Below are 17555 nucleotides of genomic sequence, written 5' to 3'. Positions count from 1 at the left end.
GATCGTACATAAGGAATGGAACATATGAATGTTACGAGTGTATTAAGGGATCGCCAAGCGAGCCGCCGCCCCTCCCTGTTTGAGGGCGAACTGGTCAGGATCGCCTTTTTCCGGTCCTTCGCCATGCTTAACCCGAAGATTATGATGCGCAACCCCGTCATGTTCGTGACGGAAATCGGCGCGCTGCTGACGACCCTGACCTTTGTGATGGATGCGCTGGGCAGCAGCCCTTCCATGGCCTATACGCTGGCGGTGACCGTCATCCTGTGGGCTACGGTGCTGTTCGCCAATTTTGCCGAGGCGCTGGCGGAGGCCCGCGGCAAGGCGCAGGCCAACACCCTGAAGCGTACCCGTTCCAAGACCGTCGCCAAGAAGCTTGTGGACGGAAAGCCCGTTGAGGTCATGTCCGACATGCTCAAGCAGGGCGACCTCGTGGTTGTCAGCGCTGGGGAATTTATCCCCACCGACGGCGAAGTGGTGGAAGGCGCGGCCAGCGTGGATGAATCCGCCATCACCGGCGAATCCGCGCCCGTGGTCCGCGAGGCCGGCGGCGACCGTTCCGGCGTTACCGGCGGCACCCGCGTACTGTCCGACTCGATCACCGTCCGCATCACTGCCGCGCCCGGCGATTCCTTCCTTGACCGCATGATCGCGCTGGTCGAAGGCGCCGTGCGCCAGAAGACCCCCAACGAATGCGCGTTGACCGTTACCCTCGCCGGGCTGACCCTCGCCTTCCTGCTTGTGACCGGGACGCTGTATCCGATGGGGCTCTACTTTGATGTCGAGCTGCCCATCCCGACGCTGATCGCGCTCCTCGTGTGCCTTATCCCGACCACCATCGGCGCGCTGCTGGCCGCCATCGGGCTGGCCGGCATGGACCGCGCCCTCGCCGCCAACGTGCTGGCGAAGAGCGGTAAGGCTGTGGAACTGGCCGGTGACATCGATACCCTGCTTCTTGACAAGACCGGTACGATCACGATGGGGAACCGCCATGCCATGAGCTTTCACCCTGTGCAGGGCGTGAGCGAGGCTGAACTGGCTGAAGCGGCTATGTTCGCCTCCTTCGGGGATGCCACCCCGGAAGGGAAGTCCATCGTAGAGCTGGCGCGTAAAGTCCTCGGCGCTTCGGCTCCGCATGAAGTGCCTGACTCCAAGGTGATTCCCTTCACCGCGCAGTCCCGCCTCAGCGGTCTGGAGCTGCCTGACGGCACCCTTTACCGCAAGGGGGCTTCGGATTCCATTTGCAACTGCGTCAAACGGATGAACGCTTCGCTTCCTGAAGGGCTCGGCAAAACCGTTGACGACATCGCCAGCCAGGGGAGCACCCCCATTGTGGTCATTCGCAACGAACGTGTGCTCGGCGTTGTCGCGTTGGCCGACGTGCTCAAGCCCGGCATCAAGGAACGCTTTGCCCGTCTGCGGGCTATGGGTATCCGCATCGTCATGGTGACCGGCGACAACCCGCTGACCGCTTCGGCCATAGCCAAGCAGGCGGGTGTGGATGACTTCATCGCCGAGGCTCGGCCTGAGGACAAGCTGGCCTATATCCGTAAGGAGCAGGCTTCCGGCCATCTGATCGCCATGATGGGCGACGGCACCAACGACGCGCCCGCTCTGGCCCAGGCAGATATCGGCGTGGCCATGAACTCCGGTACGCAGGCCGCCAAAGAAGCCGGCAACATGGTTGACCTCGACAGCGACCCGACCAAGCTCATCGAAGTCATCGAAATCGGCAAGCAGCTCATCATGACCCGCGGCGCGCTGACGACCTTCTCCATCGCCAACGATGTGGCGAAGTACTTCGCCATTATCCCGGCCATGTTCATGCTCGCCATCCCGCAGTTGTCCGCCTTGAACATCATGGGCCTCGGCACTCCGCAGAGCGCTATCCTCTCTGCCCTGATCTTCAATGCGATCATCATCCCGCTGCTGATCCCCATCGCCATTAAGGGCGTAAAGTACCGTCCGATGCGGGCTGACAGCGTCCTGCGGCATAACCTGCTGGTTTACGGGCTCGGCGGCGTGCTCATCCCCTTTGCCGGCATCAAGTTGATCGACATTGTGCTGTGCGGCATCGGCTTGTTTTAGCCAATACGCAGGCGCATCGGATGCCCGGTGCGCCTGCCCAAGACACCATCTACCCAACGCCTTCCGCATTCGGCTGGCTCGGAGTCTATAAACAATGACGACTACACCTTCCATCAAGCTCGCAACCCAGCTTTTGACGAACTTCCGTTTGGTCATCGCGACTATGTTTGTCTGCTGCGTGCTCTATACGCTGCTCATCTTTGGCATCGGGCAAACCTTCGTCCCGTTCTCGGCTAACGGCTATCTGCTGCATAACGACAAGGGAGAGGTTATCGGCAGCTCTCAGATTGCTCAGTCCTTTACGAAACCCGAATACTTCTGGCCGCGTCCGTCCGCTGTGGATTACAACGCCGCTGCGACCGGAGGCAGCAACCTTTCCCCTGCGAGCAAGGAGTTGCGTGAACGGGCCCAAGAAACCATTTCCCTATACGGCGCCACGGCCGGCAACAAAATTCCGGCTGATCTCGTGACCGCTTCGGGGGCTGGTATGGATCCTCATATCACGCTTGCCGCTGCAGAATACCAGCTTGACCGTGTAGCTGCTGCGCGTGGCATTGATAAGGATACCGTCAAGAAACTTATTGCAGAACATACGACCACACCGGGTGGTTTTTTGACCAATTCGCCCCTTGTGAACGTATTGGAACTTAATATTGCACTGGACAAGCTGAATAAAAACTGATTGTTCTTCTTGCATGCTGCATAGGTAAGAGAAGGAGGCCCCCTCAAGGAAGAAGGGGCCTCCTTCTTTTGGCATATGGCGCGTTTCGCAGCAGCCGATTGATGTTTTATTTCTTGAAGAGCCGGGCAGGTAATCGGCAGCATATCTCAGATAGAGCCTTCCGGTGAGAAAAGTAGATAAAAAACGTAGGCTGTGTCCTAGAAAATGGTTGATGCTTTTTTCCTTGAAGTTCCAAAGGAATAACCAGCAAAATGCCTTGGCTATGGATTCAGCCAAAGGGGAAAGCTGTATAAAAAGGCTGCATTTTCACCGTGTTATGGATATGAAGCAACCACATACTATGACAGAACCAAAACGTATAATTATTATGTGTGGAATGAGTCATTCATATCTGCATATGGCCTTATACGTTTATCTTGATGCGCTATAAAAATCAGCAAAGAGATACAATGCTTCATATACATTATTGAACGAAATATATTAAATGTATAATTGTATATATAGCTCTGTTATAGGGTGCGGCTGTTTCATCTCCACAGTATCGTGAAAATAGCGCCTTTTTCTTCAGTTTTTCCGTTGGATGACCCCAATGGCTAAGGTGTTTTCTATCCCGTAAGAACTCCAAGAAAAAGCATCAGCCGCCTCCTATGCCATAGCCAAGATATAAAGAAAGGCGATCCGAAAAGATCGCCTTTTGGGGACGGCGTAATCACTACACTACGCCTAGGGGATTTGAGAGTGCCACATATTGGAGCTTGTGGACTTTATTCCGTTGCACGCTGAAACGGCTACATGGATAAGTCACCGTTTCCTAGACGGAACAGCTAGCAACTTCACGCGATCATGAGGAGAATGATCGTACGAAAAGAAATGCAGTAACTATGCCAAGAAAAGATAGCTTTGTATTATATTGAAATATAATCATATTTATATGATCGCCTGCCTTGTTCCTTATGTAAATATTGCATTTTGCAATAATTGCACAGTATATCCATACATTATGTAATATTTATATCACCCGGCACCATGACAGCATGGGCACCATTTTTCCACATCGGATTTCAATACGGTTCACCTAACGGATTATAAACACAGAATCTGGTAAGATGCATAACCATGTACTGCTCCTGATTATGCCCAGCCATGCCACCCTCTTATTGGCGATACCTTACTCCACAATGGGGCAAAGAGCCTGACTTTATTTTCATCAATACTTCAAGACAGAAAGGAAAAATTTGGCTGTACCATAGTATGCGGTTGTTTTATCTCCACAGTGTGGTGAAAATACAGCCTTGTTCTCCAGCCTTTCGTTGGCGGAATCCACGGCTAAGGCATTTTGTCGGTTATTCCTTTGGAGCTTCAAGGGAAAAAGCATCAACCATTTTCTATAACACAGCCAAAAATTTTTCAGTTTTTCGTATTCCACTTCCTTTTCCAAGCCCATACACGGGGACGAACCGTGCGGTGGGTTCCGGTGAAATGATGAGCGCAGCGGATCATTTGCGAACGGATGGGCATGGCTATGAGGCGGAGGCCGCAGCGATGGCGAGCATTTCATATGGATAGTTATGTGGTTAGCGAACAAGAGGGGGAGATCAGGGGCTTATGGGATGCTTCCTTTTGGGGGAAGAAAGAACCCACGGCCCAGCCGTAGACTTCTCTATCCGCCTATGGATAAGTTTTTCCGTATGATTTTACCTTCTTACGGAAAGTGGAGCGGGCCATGCCCGTGCGTTTCGCGGCCTCCGTCATGGAGATATTTCCCTGTTTCCAGAGCAGAAAGATTTCCGAGAAATTTTTTGGCAATGGTTGCGGCTTTGGGCCAAATCTTACGCCATTTCGTTTGGCCACGGCGATCCCTTCAGCCTGCCGTTTGCGGATATTCTCCCGTTCGTTCTGAGCCACAAAGGAAAGTACCTGCAAGACAAGGTCAGCAATAAAGGTGCCGAGCAGATCTTTGTCGTGCCTCGTGTCGAGCAGGGGCATATCCAGGACGAGGATGTCAACCTGTTTTTCTTTGGTAAGAAAGCGCCATTGTTGCTGAATCTCCTCGTAATTGCGCCCGAGCCGATCAATGCTGATAATGCAGAGCTGATCGCCGGGTTTAAGGCGTTTTAGCAATTCCTGATATTGAGGACGCTGAAAGTCCTTGCCTGATAGTTTGTCCATAAAAATATGGTCGGCGGGAATGGCTTTTTGTTCAAAGGCCATGCGTTGGCGTCCCTCATTCTGATCCGTGCTGGAGACGCGGATATATCCGTATGTCTGTTCCATACTATTCCCTGCGTGTTGATGTTACGGTTCCTCAAGCGGTCTGTCAGAGTTGAAGGAAGAGACGTATCGGCTTTCAGTGGCGGTGCGCGCCGCAATGACGGGGGCTTTGGCTGCGGCGGATTGGGTTGGGGGATCATCTTTTTATCTTTGGCCGCCTGAGTCCATTGCGGTATTTTGGCAAGGGGCGGCGGTTTTACGTGGATTCTTTTCCCGTGCAGGTGTCCGGCAATTTCCTGCATTGCGAAACTTCGTTTTTTCATCCGATCCAGCTCAGGGACAAGGTAAAAACAGCCTCCTTCATAGGCGTCATCCGATTTCCGCCCAAAGCGGCGGCGGTAGGTTTGAGCTTGGCAAATTCATGTCCGATTTTTTGAGCTGGGCCGTGGTGATGGCAAAGTATTTCCCCTGTCTTGGGTGGAGCGGCGTCCCGGATTGGCTTTGTGTCTTTCCAGTTGAACGGGACAGCCGCCCATGCTTCAAGAAGCATAGTGGCTATATCCTCGGCCTGCGCGAAACTCTTCCTCCGACGCCTTGCGTTATCCTTATGCTGCTGGCAGACCGTGGTTACTGACGTTTCTTCTTCTTCTTTCCTCCTCCTCTTGCTGACGCGTCCCTTTTTCTAACGGTGCTGAAGCTGTTCAGCCTTCTTGCCCTCTACAACGTCGAGATGTTGCGGGCGGAATCGTCGATTGCAGTAAAAACTGCCGATTCCCTGCCATTGGGCACCTTCATTTTTTGTAGGTGTGCTTCCAGCCCCGTTTTTTCCCACAACGTTGCCTCGGCAAGCCGTACATTCCACTTCCAGCCATGTTTATTTTTGTGCACGTTTCCATTTCCCGTTGCACTTGAGCAAAATATTTGCGGTAAGCGTCTTTTGCAGCCCGTCAAGAAAGAGGGCTGTTTTTCCAGTATGGATAGTTGAAAATGAAGACTTCGGGAGAAAGGGGGACTAAAGAAATGTTCCACTTCCTCAGCTTTGCCGCCCATACTTCTCAATGTTCTTTTTCCGCCTCCCCCCACACGCCTCCCAATCAATAATGGCGTGGAGTGCATTTTTGATAAGATTAAGGGTTTTCAAGGACAACCTGCTTAAAGCGGTCTGTTGTTTTTGAACTCGCGGGTAATGATGCCGTTTTCCATCCGCTATGATCCCAGAGGGGAACAATCCATTGCCGTTCAAAATACCCTGAGAGGATTGCAGGAGGTTACCGCATGATTTTCCCCTTGACTGCTCAGGCTTTCCATGAATATGTCAATGGTTTCCTTAGATGTTGCGATTATTTCGGGCTTGGGATAGCGCCCGCTGAGATAAGTTTCCTTCCATGCGTTCTTGTTTATGGGGATCATATTGAAAAGTTGGGGTAGACAGAGAAGACCGTGGGGATGGGACGGTTGATGTTGTTTCACAAAAAAAACTCCTGAATCCGTTTGGATTTCAGGAGGGCTGGTACACGTCAAAAGCCCCGGTGAGGGGATCGGACGGGAACATAACGGGAAATTTAAACAAGATGGGAAAACGGCAGGCTGGTTATGCCTTGCGTATAGGGTATGCATCCGCTTCTTGGGGGAGCATATCCCTCAGATTGCGGTAGGCTTTTTTACCCTTGTGCTCTTTTTTCGTAAACAGGCGGCCTCAACATGCATCTTTCGGCCTTACAGGGACGGCGAATCGAATTTTGGAGGTTCGTACCAGATAGCAGAACATGGGTGAATACGTGAGAGAGTGGTTTCCTTTCATGGCGTCACGGACAGCCGCAGCCCTTCTTTCCAGATGGATTCGGGAATACGAAAAACGGGTTTTTCATCCTGTGGCGACCTTTCATATGAAGAAGTACCGCCGTTTATCAATAATTGAACCCGACGGTGTTGCCCATAAAACAGACTCCACAAGGGCGTGGGTGGATGCCTTTCACTTTCCGGCACAGTGGATAATGAAGGGATGCTCGATGGCGTCTCTCTCTCTCTCTCTCTCTCTCTCTCTCTCTCTCTCTCTCTCTCTCTCTCCGTCTAACGGCCCCAGCCTCCTTCCCGTAACCTCCCCTCTCTCCCCCTCTGTGTCCCCCGGTTCCAATGCCTTTAAGAAACCCCCTGTCGAGGGCGTGATATCCTTCCTTAACGCATGACAGGCATACCGTTTTTTCTCTGTTTTTCCACTTGGTAGAATCTGTGGATGAGGGCTTTTACTGGCTGTCACTTGGAACTTCAACATGGCGCGTAGAAAGCTCCCTTACCGAAGCATTAAGGTATTCGTGTTGCTTTCAAGTGGAAAAGAAATGAGCGAAGGTACAATATAAGATGGGAAGTCGTACGGATTTCCCCACTATGATATAGACTATGCAAGCGAAACTAATGCAGGAAGGCTATTCCCAGAGCGGCAAGTGTTGTCAGTATGAGGCAAACGCCCAGGCAGCCTTTTTCTTTTCGCTTTTTTTCAGGCTGTACTTTTTTTGTGGGGGCTGCGGGTTGATATTGGGGCTTCCGCTGGCTCGGCAAGGCTGTTTTTTCAACCAAGTCTTTTTTGCTGAAAAGTTCTTGCAGCTCGTGCGTAACGCGTTGCCTCCAATCTTCAAACCAATGTTCGGGGTGCTGGCGCTTGTATTCCCGTTCAAGGTGTTTTGTGAGGTCGTCCAGATCAGAAATATCCGCGGGAATGGATGACGTATCCAGAGGATAGAAAGAGCGCGTGATTTCCCGCGCGATCTGAATGAAATAGTTCATGCTGTGTTTGTCATCAAGCATGACGCCGGAAAGGTAGAGGAGTTTGGCGCAGACCTCGATGTTTCTCTTGTTTAAATGGCACTGGGTAAGGTTCACATAGAAATTGCCGGAATTCAGCTCAATGAACGATCCTAAGTATTGGCAGCAGCCGGCTACCCATGTGGAAAACTCTTTGTTGAACTCCTTTTTGATCTGGATGAAGGTCGCAACGGGGTGCTCATCCAACTCATCCAGAAAACTGCCGGGAAGGGAGTAGGGCGCAGGGAAGGACGGAAGCTTGGCTGGGGTGCGCTTCATGACGCCGGCGGCGTCCAAGGACGCTTGGGCCATTTTTTTGATGGCCTCAGGATCAATAAGCGTTTGTTTATAGTCGTGTGGCAACGAATCGAACGCTTCCCTTTTCTTTTCGGGGAGGCTGTTTCGGAATTCTTCAATCCGTTCGTCCAGATCCATGCGTACACCGCGTACACCTTGTTTGCTTGGAGTGGGGCCACCGCGGTATGGGGCCGTGGGGAGCGCCGCAGGTATTCCATGCGGGAGAATATGGTTCCAGCAGCATAACTGAGAATCATTTCCGTGACAACAGATGTCTTGAAAAGGTGCGTTGCTTGGGAATGTTTTCCCACGCGCTCACTGAAAAGGCGATATGGAAAAGGGCGGGCAGAGCCGGGGTAGGCGCCCAAACGGCAGGAAAGTACACGCCGCCATGTGCAACCGGGGCATCGGCATTGCGGATTTACAAGGCATTCCCGGTATGCTAAGACTGAAGTCCTTATTGTTCGGCGTCGTATCCGGCCGTATGTAATCACACAAAGTGTAACGAAATTATTAGGTTGTCTAGATGGACCTTCTCACGGAACTTGAAAGCCTGATCCCGGAACTTGAAAAGGGTTTGGATCAGGCTTCTTCGTTGCAGGAAATGGAAGCGCTCCGGGTTGAATTCCTCGGACGCAAGGGCCGCATTGCCCGTATCATGTCTCGCCTCCCCGAACTTGAACCTGCGCAGCGGCCTTTGCTGGGGCAAACCGCCAACCGGGTGAAGGAAAGCCTGACCGCTCAGTTTGAAGCCAAGAAGACGGCTCTCGACAACGCCGAAGAAGCCGCTGCACTGGCGCGCTTTGACGCCGGCCTGCCCGGACGCCTGCCGTGGCGCGGTTCGCTGCATCCGGTGACCATGGTGATGGAAGAAATCTGCGCCATCTTCAAGGGGCTAGGCTACGACATCGTATCCGGCCCGGAAGTGGAGACGGACTACTATTGTTTTGAGGCGCTGAACATTCCGCCGGAACACCCCGCGCGCGACATGCAGGATACCCTGTACGTGTCCGACGGCATTGTGCTGCGTACGCATACGTCCCCGCTTCAGGTGCGGACCATGCTCAAGCAGAAGCCTCCCGTTGCCGTGGTTGCGCCCGGACGCGTCTACCGCCGCGACTCGGACATCACGCACACGCCGATGTTCCATCAGGTCGAAGGCCTGCTCGTGGACAAGCACGTGACTATGGCTGACCTGCGCGGGACGCTTACCGCGTTCATGCGTGAAGTGTTCGGTTCCGATACCCGCATTCGTTTCCGTCCGAGCTTCTTCCCGTTTACGGAACCCAGCGCCGAGGCCGACATTTCCTGCTGCATGTGCGGCGGGAAGGGGCACGTCGGCGGCACCACGTGCCGCGTGTGCAAGGGGACCGGCTGGCTGGAAATCCTCGGCTGCGGCATGGTCGATCCCGAAGTCTTCAAGGCCGTTGGCTACGACCCGGAAGAGGTGACCGGTTTCGCCTTTGGCCTTGGCGTGGAACGTATCGCCATGCTGAAGTACGGCATTGGGGATCTGCGCATGTTCTTTGAGAACGACGTGCGTTTCCTCGGCCAGTTTGCCTAGGGTATCCCCTCCTTCGGACAGGGAATCGGGATCGGTTTCAGCTTTTTCTTGCAGGCGGTTTCCGGTTCATTCGGAAAAATGCCTTTGCGATCCCGATCAAGAGAAGAATGCGCCGTCTTGTGGGAAGGCTTTCCTTGGCGGTTTTTGGGGCGATGCCCCGAAAGGATTGAGCAATGCTGTTAAGTCTGAAATGGTTGCGCGAATTTGTCCCGGTGGAAGCCGGGGCTCAGGAAGTCGGCGATCGCCTGACGATGCTTGGGCTGGAACTGGAAGACATCATCCATCCGTATGATGCCATCAAGGACATCGTCGTCGGGCACGTCCTGACGAAAGAGGCCCATCCCGACTCGGATCATCTGGCCGTATGCACGGTGGATGTCGGACAGGAAGAAGTGCTGAACATCGTGTGCGGTGCGCCCAATGTGGCCGCCGGGCAGAAGGTCCCGGTGGCGCTGGTGGGTACGACGATGCCCGGCGGTATGGTCATCAAGAAGGCCAAGCTGCGCGGCGTGCCCTCGTTCGGCATGATCTGCTCCGAGCGAGAGCTGGGGCTTTCCGAAGATCATAACGGCATCATGGTGCTGCCCGAAGGCTTCAAAGTCGGCACCCGCCTCATCGACGCACTGGATCTGGATACGGAGATTCTGGAAATCGGCATCACCCCGAACCGCGGCGACTGCCTGTCCGTACTCGGCCTTGCCCGCGAAGCGGCGTTGGCTTTCAAGCTGCCTCTGACGCTGCCCAAGGTGCATGTGGAGGCACAGGGGGCGGATTGGGCTTCGGAGTGGGCGGTGAACATCCCGAATCCCGACTTGTGCCCGTTCTACCAGCTGCGCCTTGTGGAAGGCGTGACCATCAGGCAGTCGCCCATGTGGATGCGCCACCGTCTGCATGCAGTGGGTATCCGTCCCATTTCCAACATTGTGGACGTCACCAACTATATTTTGATGGAGCTGGGGCAGCCGCTGCACGCCTTTGACCGCGACAAGCTGGAAGGCGGACGCACGGAAATCTCCGTGGCCCGTGACGGCGAGCGCCTTGTGACCCTTGACGGTCAGGAGCGTGTGCTGACCTCCGCCGACCTGCTGATCCGCGACGGCATGAAGCCTGTTGCTCTCGCCGGGGTCATGGGCGGGCTTAATACGGAAATTTCCGACGCCAGCCGCAACGTCGTGGTTGAGAGCGCCGTATTCCGTCCCGAAACCATCCGCAAGACGGCCCGGCGTCTCGCCCTGTCCAGCGAAGCCTCCTACCGCTTCGAGCGCGGCGTGGATCAGGTCAATTCCCGGTTCGCTATGGACAGGGCCGTCAGCCTGATGGCGGAGCTTTCCGGCGGCGTGGTTCGTACGGGGGCCTGCACGCAGGAGCCCAAGCTGTGGGCGGCCCCGCAACCGCGTTTCCGTGTCCAGCGTGCCGTCGATCTGCTCGGCATGGATGTCGAGCCCGCATTCTGCGCGGATACGCTGGAACGTCTGGGCTGCGGCCTTGACCGTTCCGACGGGGCGGACTGGAAGGTCACGACCCCAAGCTGGCGTTCCGACCTGAGCCGCGAAGTGGATCTTATCGAAGAAATCGCGCGTGTGAAGGGCATGGACACCATCCCGGAAACCCTGCCCGCCGTTTCCCGTCCCCTCGATCGTTTCGGGCAGCCGGAATCCAGATACGGCTTCCTGTCCCGCATCAAGGCGTGGGGGCGCGGCCTCGGCCTGAACGAAGCCGAGAACTACAGCTTCGTCGGGCATAAGGATCTCGATCACCTTGGCCTTCCCAAGGAAGGCCGCATTGACATCATCAACCCGCTGACCGAAGAACAGAACGTGCTCCGCACCGAGATCGCCCCAAGCCTGCTCCAGAACGTGCGCACCAACATCGCGCACGGCAACATGGGCGTCCGCCTGTTTGAAGTGGCCAACGTATTTGAGGCCGATCCCGCTTCCCAGACCACGGCGAAGGAAAGCGCCCGCCTCGGCATGGTGATGTACGGTTCCTTGTACGACACGGCATGGCCGAATGCGGAAATCGACGCCGGATATGCGGACATCCGCGGTTTGGTGGAGCATCTCGCGGCGTTCCTGAATCTTCCCGCGCCTGTGTTCACCCGTGACGAAAACGCCCATCCCTTCCTTGCGCCGTGCGTGCGCGTGGCCGTCGATGGGAAGACCGTCGGTGTGGTGGGCCAAGTCAAGGCGCAGCTCGCCGACGCCTACCATGCCCGCAAGCGCATCTGGCTGGCGGAACTGGATCTGGAAACCTTGTGGGATCTGCACCGGGCGGCCCGCATCGTGTTCAAGGCGCTGGCCGTGTTCCCGGCGTCCAGCCGCGACGTGACGGTCATCGCGCCGCTTACCCTGTCCGTGGCCGCCGTTGAGAAGCACATCCGCGACATGCGGATCGCCATCCTTGAAGACGTGACCCTCATCGACCTGTATGAGCCCAAGGATAAGGAAGAACGCAACCTGACCTTCCGGCTCACGTTCCGCAAGGCCGATCGGACTCTTAAAGATGCCGAGGTGGACAAGGAGCGGGAAAAGGTGGCACAATCGCTTATCAAGAATCTGGGCGTCCGTATCTGATCGCGGGCGCATCACTGGCGAGGCATGTCTTTTTGTCTGTAATCAATGGAGCATGACGCGTTCCGCATGGGAACTCTATGACTGGACGGACGTATCGCATTGGGGAAGCGGCTCGGATGCTGAAGCTGGAAGGCTACGTATTGCGTTTCTGGGAAACGGAATTCGAGCAGCTGCGCCCTTTGCGTACGCCGAAAGGCCAGAGGTTGTATTCCGATGCGGATCTCGTCGTGCTCCGGCGCATCCGCACCTTGCTGCACGAGCAGGGGATGACCATCGAAGGGGCCAAGCGCGTCCTCAGCCGGGAATGCGCCGAGTCCGGGGACGGAAAGGCCCAGGCAAGCGCGGAAGACATGCTCCGCCATGTGGAAAGCGAACTGATGGCCCTGCAGGCATTGTTGGGACGGCAGCGTCTTAAACCGACAAGGTAAGCTCCGATGATTCTTTCTCCTTCCCTTCTTTCCGCTGACGTGGGCAACCTTGCGGCGGAGCTTTCGGCTTTGGAGGCCGCCGGTCTCCGGTGGGTGCACTGGGATGTCATGGACGGGCGGTTTGTGCCGAACATTACCTTCGGGCAGCACGTCATCAGGCAGTTGCGCAAGCGCAGCGGCCTGTTTTTTGATGTGCATCTGATGATCGTGGAGCCCGAAAACTATCTTTCCGAATTTCAGGCCGCGGGTGCCGACATGCTGGTCGTGCACGCCGAGGCCACCCGGCATCTGCAGCGCACGCTCGCCGAAATCCGGCGTCTGGGCATGAAGGCCGGCGTCGCGCTCAACCCCGCCACCCCGTTGTCCGCATTGGAATACGTGCTGGAGGATGCCGATATGATCCTCCTCATGAGCGTGAACCCGGGATTCGGCGGCCAGAAATTTTTGCCGATCACCTATGAGAAGATCCGCCGCCTTCGCCGGATGCTGGACGATCGCCGCCTTGAGGCGCTTATCCAGATCGACGGCGGCGTCACGCCCGACAACACCGCCGATCTCGTGCGCGCGGGTGCGGACGTGCTGGTGTCCGGTTCGGCGTTTTTCTCGGTTCCACCCTATGAGGCCCGTCGTCTGGCGTTTGAGAGCAAGGCGGGGGAAGCCCGTTCACTGACTTTGTAAGCTGACGGAGAGTAACCATGCGTTCCCGTAAAGAACTTGCCGATGCCGTTCGTATCCTTTCCATGGACGCCGTAGACAAGGCCAAGTCCGGCCACCCCGGCGCGCCCATGGGCATGGCCGACATGGCGGAAGCCCTGTGGCGCGGCGTGTTGCGCCATAACCCCGCCAATCCCCAGTGGGCCAACCGTGACCGGTTCGTCCTGTCAAACGGCCATGCCTCCATGCTGCTCTACAGCGTGCTGCATCTCACCGGCTATGACCTGAGCATGGACGATATCAAGAATTTCCGTCAGCTCGGCTCCCGTACGCCCGGCCACCCCGAAAAGGGCGTGACCCCCGGCGTGGAAACCACCACCGGGCCGCTCGGACAGGGCTTTGCCACCGCCGTGGGCATGGCTGTGGCTGAAAAACTGCTCGCCGCCGAGTTCAACCGCGACGGCTTCCCCATTGTCGATCACCACACATACGTGTTCCTCGGCGACGGCTGCCTCATGGAAGGGCTGTCGCAGGAGGCCTGTTCCCTCGCCGGGACTCTCGGCCTCGGCAAGCTCATCGTCATGTATGACGACAACGGCATTTCCATCGACGGCGACGTCCGCCAGTGGTTCGGCGACGATACGCCCGCCCGTTTTGAAGCGTGCGGCTGGCACGTCATTTCCGGCGTGGACGGCCACGATGCCGCCATGCTCGACGCGGCGCTGGTTCTCGCCCGCAAGGAAACCGAGCGTCCGACCCTGATTTGCTGCAAGACGACCATCGGCTACGGTTCCCCCAAGAAGGGCGGGACGGCATCGAGCCACGGCTCGCCGATGGGTGCGGAAGAAAACGCCGCCGTGCGTGCCGCGCTCGGCTGGAAGGATGAACCCTTCGTCATGCCGCAGGACATTAAGGACGCGTGGGACGCCCGCGAGCGCGGTGCGGCGCTTGAAGGCGAGTGGAAGGCCCTGTTCGCCGCCTACGCAAAAGCCTACCCCGATCTTGCCGCCGAATTTGAACGCCGGATGAGCGGCGCGTTGCCCGCCGACTGGGAAAGCGTCTCTTCCGCCGCCATCGCCCGTTTTGACGCGGACAAGCCGAAGGTCGCCACCCGTATCGCCAACCGCGACGTCCTGAACGCCATCGCTCCGCATCTGCCGGAACTGTTCGGCGGTTCCGCCGACCTGACCGGTTCCGTGGGCACATGGCACGAAAAGGCTTCCCGCATCGGCCGCGACGACTGGAGCGGCAACTATCTGTCCTACGGCGTGCGTGAATTCGTTATGGGCACGGTCATGAACGGCCTTGCGCTGCATGGCGGGTTCATCCCCTACGGCGGCACGTTCCTTGTGTTCTCGGATTATGCCAGAAACGCCATCCGCCTGTCCGCGCTCATGAAGCAGCGCCTCGTCTGGGTATTGACGCATGATTCCATCGGCGTCGGTGAGGACGGCCCCACGCACCAGCCCATCGAGCATGTGAGCAGCCTGCGCCTCATTCCCGATCTGTTCGTGTGGCGTCCCTGCGATGCGGTGGAAACCGCCGTGGCGTGGAAGGTGGCCCTTGAGTCCGCCGAACCGTCCTGCATGGTGCTGACCCGTCAGGGCCTGACGCCCCAGACCCGCACGGCGGAACAGCTTGAAGCCGTGAAGCGCGGCGCGTACATCCTCAAGGACTGCGAAGGCACGCCCGATGTCATCCTTATCGCCACGGGTTCCGAGGTGCAGCTTGCCGTTTCCGCCGCCGAAGCGCTGGCCGGGAAAGGCCGCAAGGCGCGTGTGGTTTCCATGCCCTGCGCCGAGCTTTTTGACGCCCAGCCTGCCGAGTACAAGGAAAACGTGCTGCCCCGCGCCGTGCGTGCGCGCGTGGCGGTCGAAGCGGCCTCCGTGGACGGCTGGTGGAAGTATGTGGGGCTCGACGGCGCTGTGGTCGGCATGTCCGGCTTTGGCGAGTCCGCTCCCGGCGATGTACTGTTCAAGCACTTCGGGTTCACCGTCGAGCATGTCGTTGACGTTGCCGAAAGCTTGTTGAAGTAGGAACGGCTGGGGGAGGGGAGAGGAAACCCTTCTGGAGAAGGGCTTTCCTCTCCCCTCCCCCAGACCCCCGCCCCTCTCCTTCCTAAGACTTTTGATTTGTGGGGAGGTTGTGCGGCGGGAGAGCATCTTTTTTATGTGGCTGTTTTCATCCCTAACTGAAGCGGCATCTGTTCCCCTTCTCTTTTGATAAAGAGGGAAACCTGCGAACAGGGATTCGATAAGGGCGAAAGTCTTGGGAAGAGAGGGGATGGGGTTTGGGGAAGGGGGGAGAAACCTTTCTTCAGAAAGGTTTCTCCCCCCTTCCCCAATCTGTATCTCCACACGACAACTATGAAAATCAACATACTGACCCTGTTTCCCGAATGGTTTGAGTCCCCGCTGGATACGGCCCTGCTCGGCAAGGCGCGCGAGGCGGGGCTTGTCGAATTCGACATCCTGAACCCCCGCGACAGGACGGAAGACCGCCACCATATCGTGGACGACCGTCCATACGGCGGCGGGCCCGGCATGGTCATGATGCTGGAACCGCTGGTAAAGACCTTGCGGGAACTGGAAGCGGAGCGGGGTGGGGCGGGGCGGATCATCATGCTCGCCGCCGCCGGTAAGCCGCTCACGCAGTCGCTGGCCCGCGAACTGGCGCGGGAAGAGACGCTGACGCTGGTGTGCGGCCGGTATGAAGGCATCGACGCCCGGCTTATGGACATTCTTCCGGTCGAACAGGTCAGCGTGGGCGAGGCCGTGCTCAACGGCGGTGAGGCCGCCGCCATGATGCTGGTGGAGGCCGCGACCCGGCTCATCCCCGGCTTCATGGGGAAAGAGGAATCCGGCGACGACGAAAGTTTTTCGGCGGGCCTGCTGGAGTATCCGCACTTTACGCGCCCGGAGGTGTTTGAGGATGTGCCCGTGCCGGATGTCCTGCGTTCGGGGGATCACGGGCGCATAGCCAAGTGGCGGCGCGAGCAGTCGCTGCGGACGACGCTTCGGGTTCGGCCCGATATGCTGGACGAAGCGCCGCTGACATCGGATGATATGGCGTACCTGCGGGAAACGGCGGAGGCCGCCGGACGGCTCCGCCTTGGCCGGAACCTCCATTGCGCGTTGGTGCATTATCCCGTTTTCCTTGGTGATCGCAAAACCGGCGCAACCTCTTTGACAAACCTCGACGTTCACGATATAGCACGGTGTTCTCGCACATATGGGCTGGGGAGTTTCACGGTTGTGACTTCCCTGAAGGATCAGCAGGCCATTCTGAAAACGTTGATCCGCCATTGGACGGAAGGGCCCGGAGGCGCCTCCAACCCGGATCGCGCCGAAGCGTTCAGCCTCGTCCGTATGGCTTCCGATGTGCAGGGAGCCGTTGATTTTGTGGAAGCACGCACGGGACAGCGCCCGGTTCTGCTGGGAACCAGCGCGCGGGACAACGGCGTCATGACGCCTCAGGCTGTGCGGGATCTGCTTGCGGATCGTCCTGTTCTGCTCCTTTTCGGGACAGGGCACGGGATGGCCCCGGAGATTCTGGACGCCTGTGACGGCGTACTGAGGCCGCTGCGGTGGATGGATGCGTACAACCATCTCCCGGTGCGTGGGGCGGTCGCCATTACCCTTGATCGGGTGCTCGGCGACTGTTGCTAGAGCCTCTTCACGGCCGCGCCTTTGCGGTACGGTGCAATGCTCTGTGTTGATACCTCCCCCGGCGACGGGGCGAGAGAGCGTAAGCGACAGCCCGTTTCGGGAGTCATTGACAAACGAAGCGACATAACTTCAGGTTGCCCGCCAGACGGGGCAACGACTTCTTTGAGGAGAAGGACATGACCATTATCGAAAAGATCGAACGCGAACAGATGCGCCTTGATATTCCCGCTTTCAAGCCCGGCGACGCCGTGAAAGTGCACTTCCGTATCGTCGAAGGTGAAAAGGAACGTATCCAGGTGTTCCAGGGCAACGTGATCCGTATGCACCGCGGCACCGTGGGCGCTACCGTGACCGTTCGCAAGGTCTCCGACGGCGTGGGCGTGGAACGTATCTTCCCCCTGCACTCCCCCTTCATCGACCACATCGAGCTGGTGACCGAAGGCTCCGTGCGCCGCAGCCGTCTGTACTACCTCCGCGATCTCAAGGGTAAGGCTGCCCGCATCAAGCCCAAGAAGCGCTACTAGTCCCCCATCAGGGAAAAGGGGCGTTTTTCCCCACAGTGAGGCGTTTCCCGCCCGGCGACGGGCGTTC

The 17555-nt window shown here is 57.2% G+C and carries 14 protein-coding genes; 10 read left to right on the top strand and 4 right to left on the bottom strand.

Going from position 1 to position 17555, the window contains the following annotated elements; genetic code table 11:
• Positions 1–24 precede the first annotated feature (24 nt).
• The gene (kdpB, locus tag AC6I1V_RS04860; protein WP_302553848.1) at positions 25–2088 is read left to right on the top strand and encodes a potassium-transporting ATPase subunit KdpB; all 2064 of its coding nucleotides are present in this window, start codon (positions 25–27) and stop codon (positions 2086–2088) included.
• 94 nt (positions 2089–2182) lie between these two features.
• Complete coding sequence (gene kdpC, locus AC6I1V_RS04855; RefSeq protein ID WP_486854215.1) at positions 2183–2770, top strand: potassium-transporting ATPase subunit KdpC; 588 nt, start codon at positions 2183–2185, stop codon at positions 2768–2770.
• Positions 2771–4438: 1668 nt separating this feature from the next.
• Here kdpC and AC6I1V_RS04850 read toward each other — a convergent pair.
• Complete coding sequence (locus AC6I1V_RS04850) at positions 4439–5044, bottom strand: recombinase family protein (protein WP_486854216.1); 606 nt, start codon at positions 5042–5044, stop codon at positions 4439–4441.
• A gap of 49 nt (positions 5045–5093) precedes the next feature.
• Between AC6I1V_RS04850 and AC6I1V_RS04845 the strand changes: the two genes are divergently transcribed.
• Positions 5094–5615 carry a hypothetical protein gene (locus AC6I1V_RS04845; RefSeq protein ID WP_486854217.1) on the top strand — a complete coding sequence of 174 codons (522 nt, stop codon included), beginning with the start codon at positions 5094–5096 and terminating at the stop codon, positions 5613–5615.
• Positions 5616–5698: 83 nt separating this feature from the next.
• On the opposite strand, the gene AC6I1V_RS04840 is transcribed toward AC6I1V_RS04845, so the two are convergent.
• From AC6I1V_RS04840 to AC6I1V_RS04830, 3 genes are all read right to left on the bottom strand, one after another.
• On the bottom strand, positions 5699–6031 hold the full coding sequence (locus AC6I1V_RS04840) for a hypothetical protein (protein WP_486854218.1): 333 nt from the start codon (positions 6029–6031) through the stop codon (positions 5699–5701).
• A gap of 922 nt (positions 6032–6953) precedes the next feature.
• Positions 6954–7253 carry a hypothetical protein gene (locus AC6I1V_RS04835; protein ID WP_497736910.1) on the bottom strand — a complete coding sequence of 100 codons (300 nt, stop codon included), beginning with the start codon at positions 7251–7253 and terminating at the stop codon, positions 6954–6956.
• 137 nt (positions 7254–7390) lie between these two features.
• Complete coding sequence (locus tag AC6I1V_RS04830) at positions 7391–8215, bottom strand: hypothetical protein (RefSeq protein ID WP_497736909.1); 825 nt, start codon at positions 8213–8215, stop codon at positions 7391–7393.
• Between the two features lie 388 nt (positions 8216–8603).
• Here AC6I1V_RS04830 and pheS point away from each other — a divergent pair, with 388 nt between their 5' ends.
• The 7 genes from pheS (at position 8604) to rplS (ending at position 17488) form a co-directional block, all read left to right on the top strand.
• Positions 8604–9641: a phenylalanine--tRNA ligase subunit alpha gene (gene pheS, locus AC6I1V_RS04825; RefSeq protein WP_308772189.1), complete on the top strand. Its 1038-nt coding sequence runs from the start codon at positions 8604–8606 to the stop codon at positions 9639–9641.
• A gap of 173 nt (positions 9642–9814) precedes the next feature.
• Positions 9815–12214, top strand: coding sequence for a phenylalanine--tRNA ligase subunit beta (pheT, locus tag AC6I1V_RS04820; RefSeq protein ID WP_486854220.1), 2400 nt, complete (start codon positions 9815–9817; stop codon positions 12212–12214).
• A 77-nt stretch (positions 12215–12291) separates the two neighbouring features.
• Positions 12292–12642 carry a MerR family transcriptional regulator gene (locus AC6I1V_RS04815; RefSeq protein WP_486854221.1) on the top strand — a complete coding sequence of 117 codons (351 nt, stop codon included), beginning with the start codon at positions 12292–12294 and terminating at the stop codon, positions 12640–12642.
• A 6-nt stretch (positions 12643–12648) separates the two neighbouring features.
• On the top strand, positions 12649–13320 hold the full coding sequence (rpe, locus tag AC6I1V_RS04810; protein WP_302551934.1) for a ribulose-phosphate 3-epimerase: 672 nt from the start codon (positions 12649–12651) through the stop codon (positions 13318–13320).
• A 17-nt stretch (positions 13321–13337) separates the two neighbouring features.
• Positions 13338–15332 carry a transketolase gene (gene tkt, locus AC6I1V_RS04805; RefSeq protein WP_486854222.1) on the top strand — a complete coding sequence of 665 codons (1995 nt, stop codon included), beginning with the start codon at positions 13338–13340 and terminating at the stop codon, positions 15330–15332.
• A 330-nt stretch (positions 15333–15662) separates the two neighbouring features.
• Entirely contained in the window at positions 15663–16964 is a 1302-nt protein-coding gene (gene trmD, locus AC6I1V_RS04800; RefSeq protein WP_486854386.1) for a tRNA (guanosine(37)-N1)-methyltransferase TrmD, read from the top strand.
• 176 nt (positions 16965–17140) lie between these two features.
• Positions 17141–17488 carry a 50S ribosomal protein L19 gene (gene rplS / locus AC6I1V_RS04795; protein WP_005029482.1) on the top strand — a complete coding sequence of 116 codons (348 nt, stop codon included), beginning with the start codon at positions 17141–17143 and terminating at the stop codon, positions 17486–17488.
• The last annotated feature ends 67 nt before the right edge of the window (positions 17489–17555 follow it).

This window comes from Bilophila sp. T19-St14, from assembly GCF_059728385.1.
The sequence above is the reverse complement of the archived record's forward strand: the minus strand, read 5'-3'. Positions and strand labels throughout refer to the sequence as shown.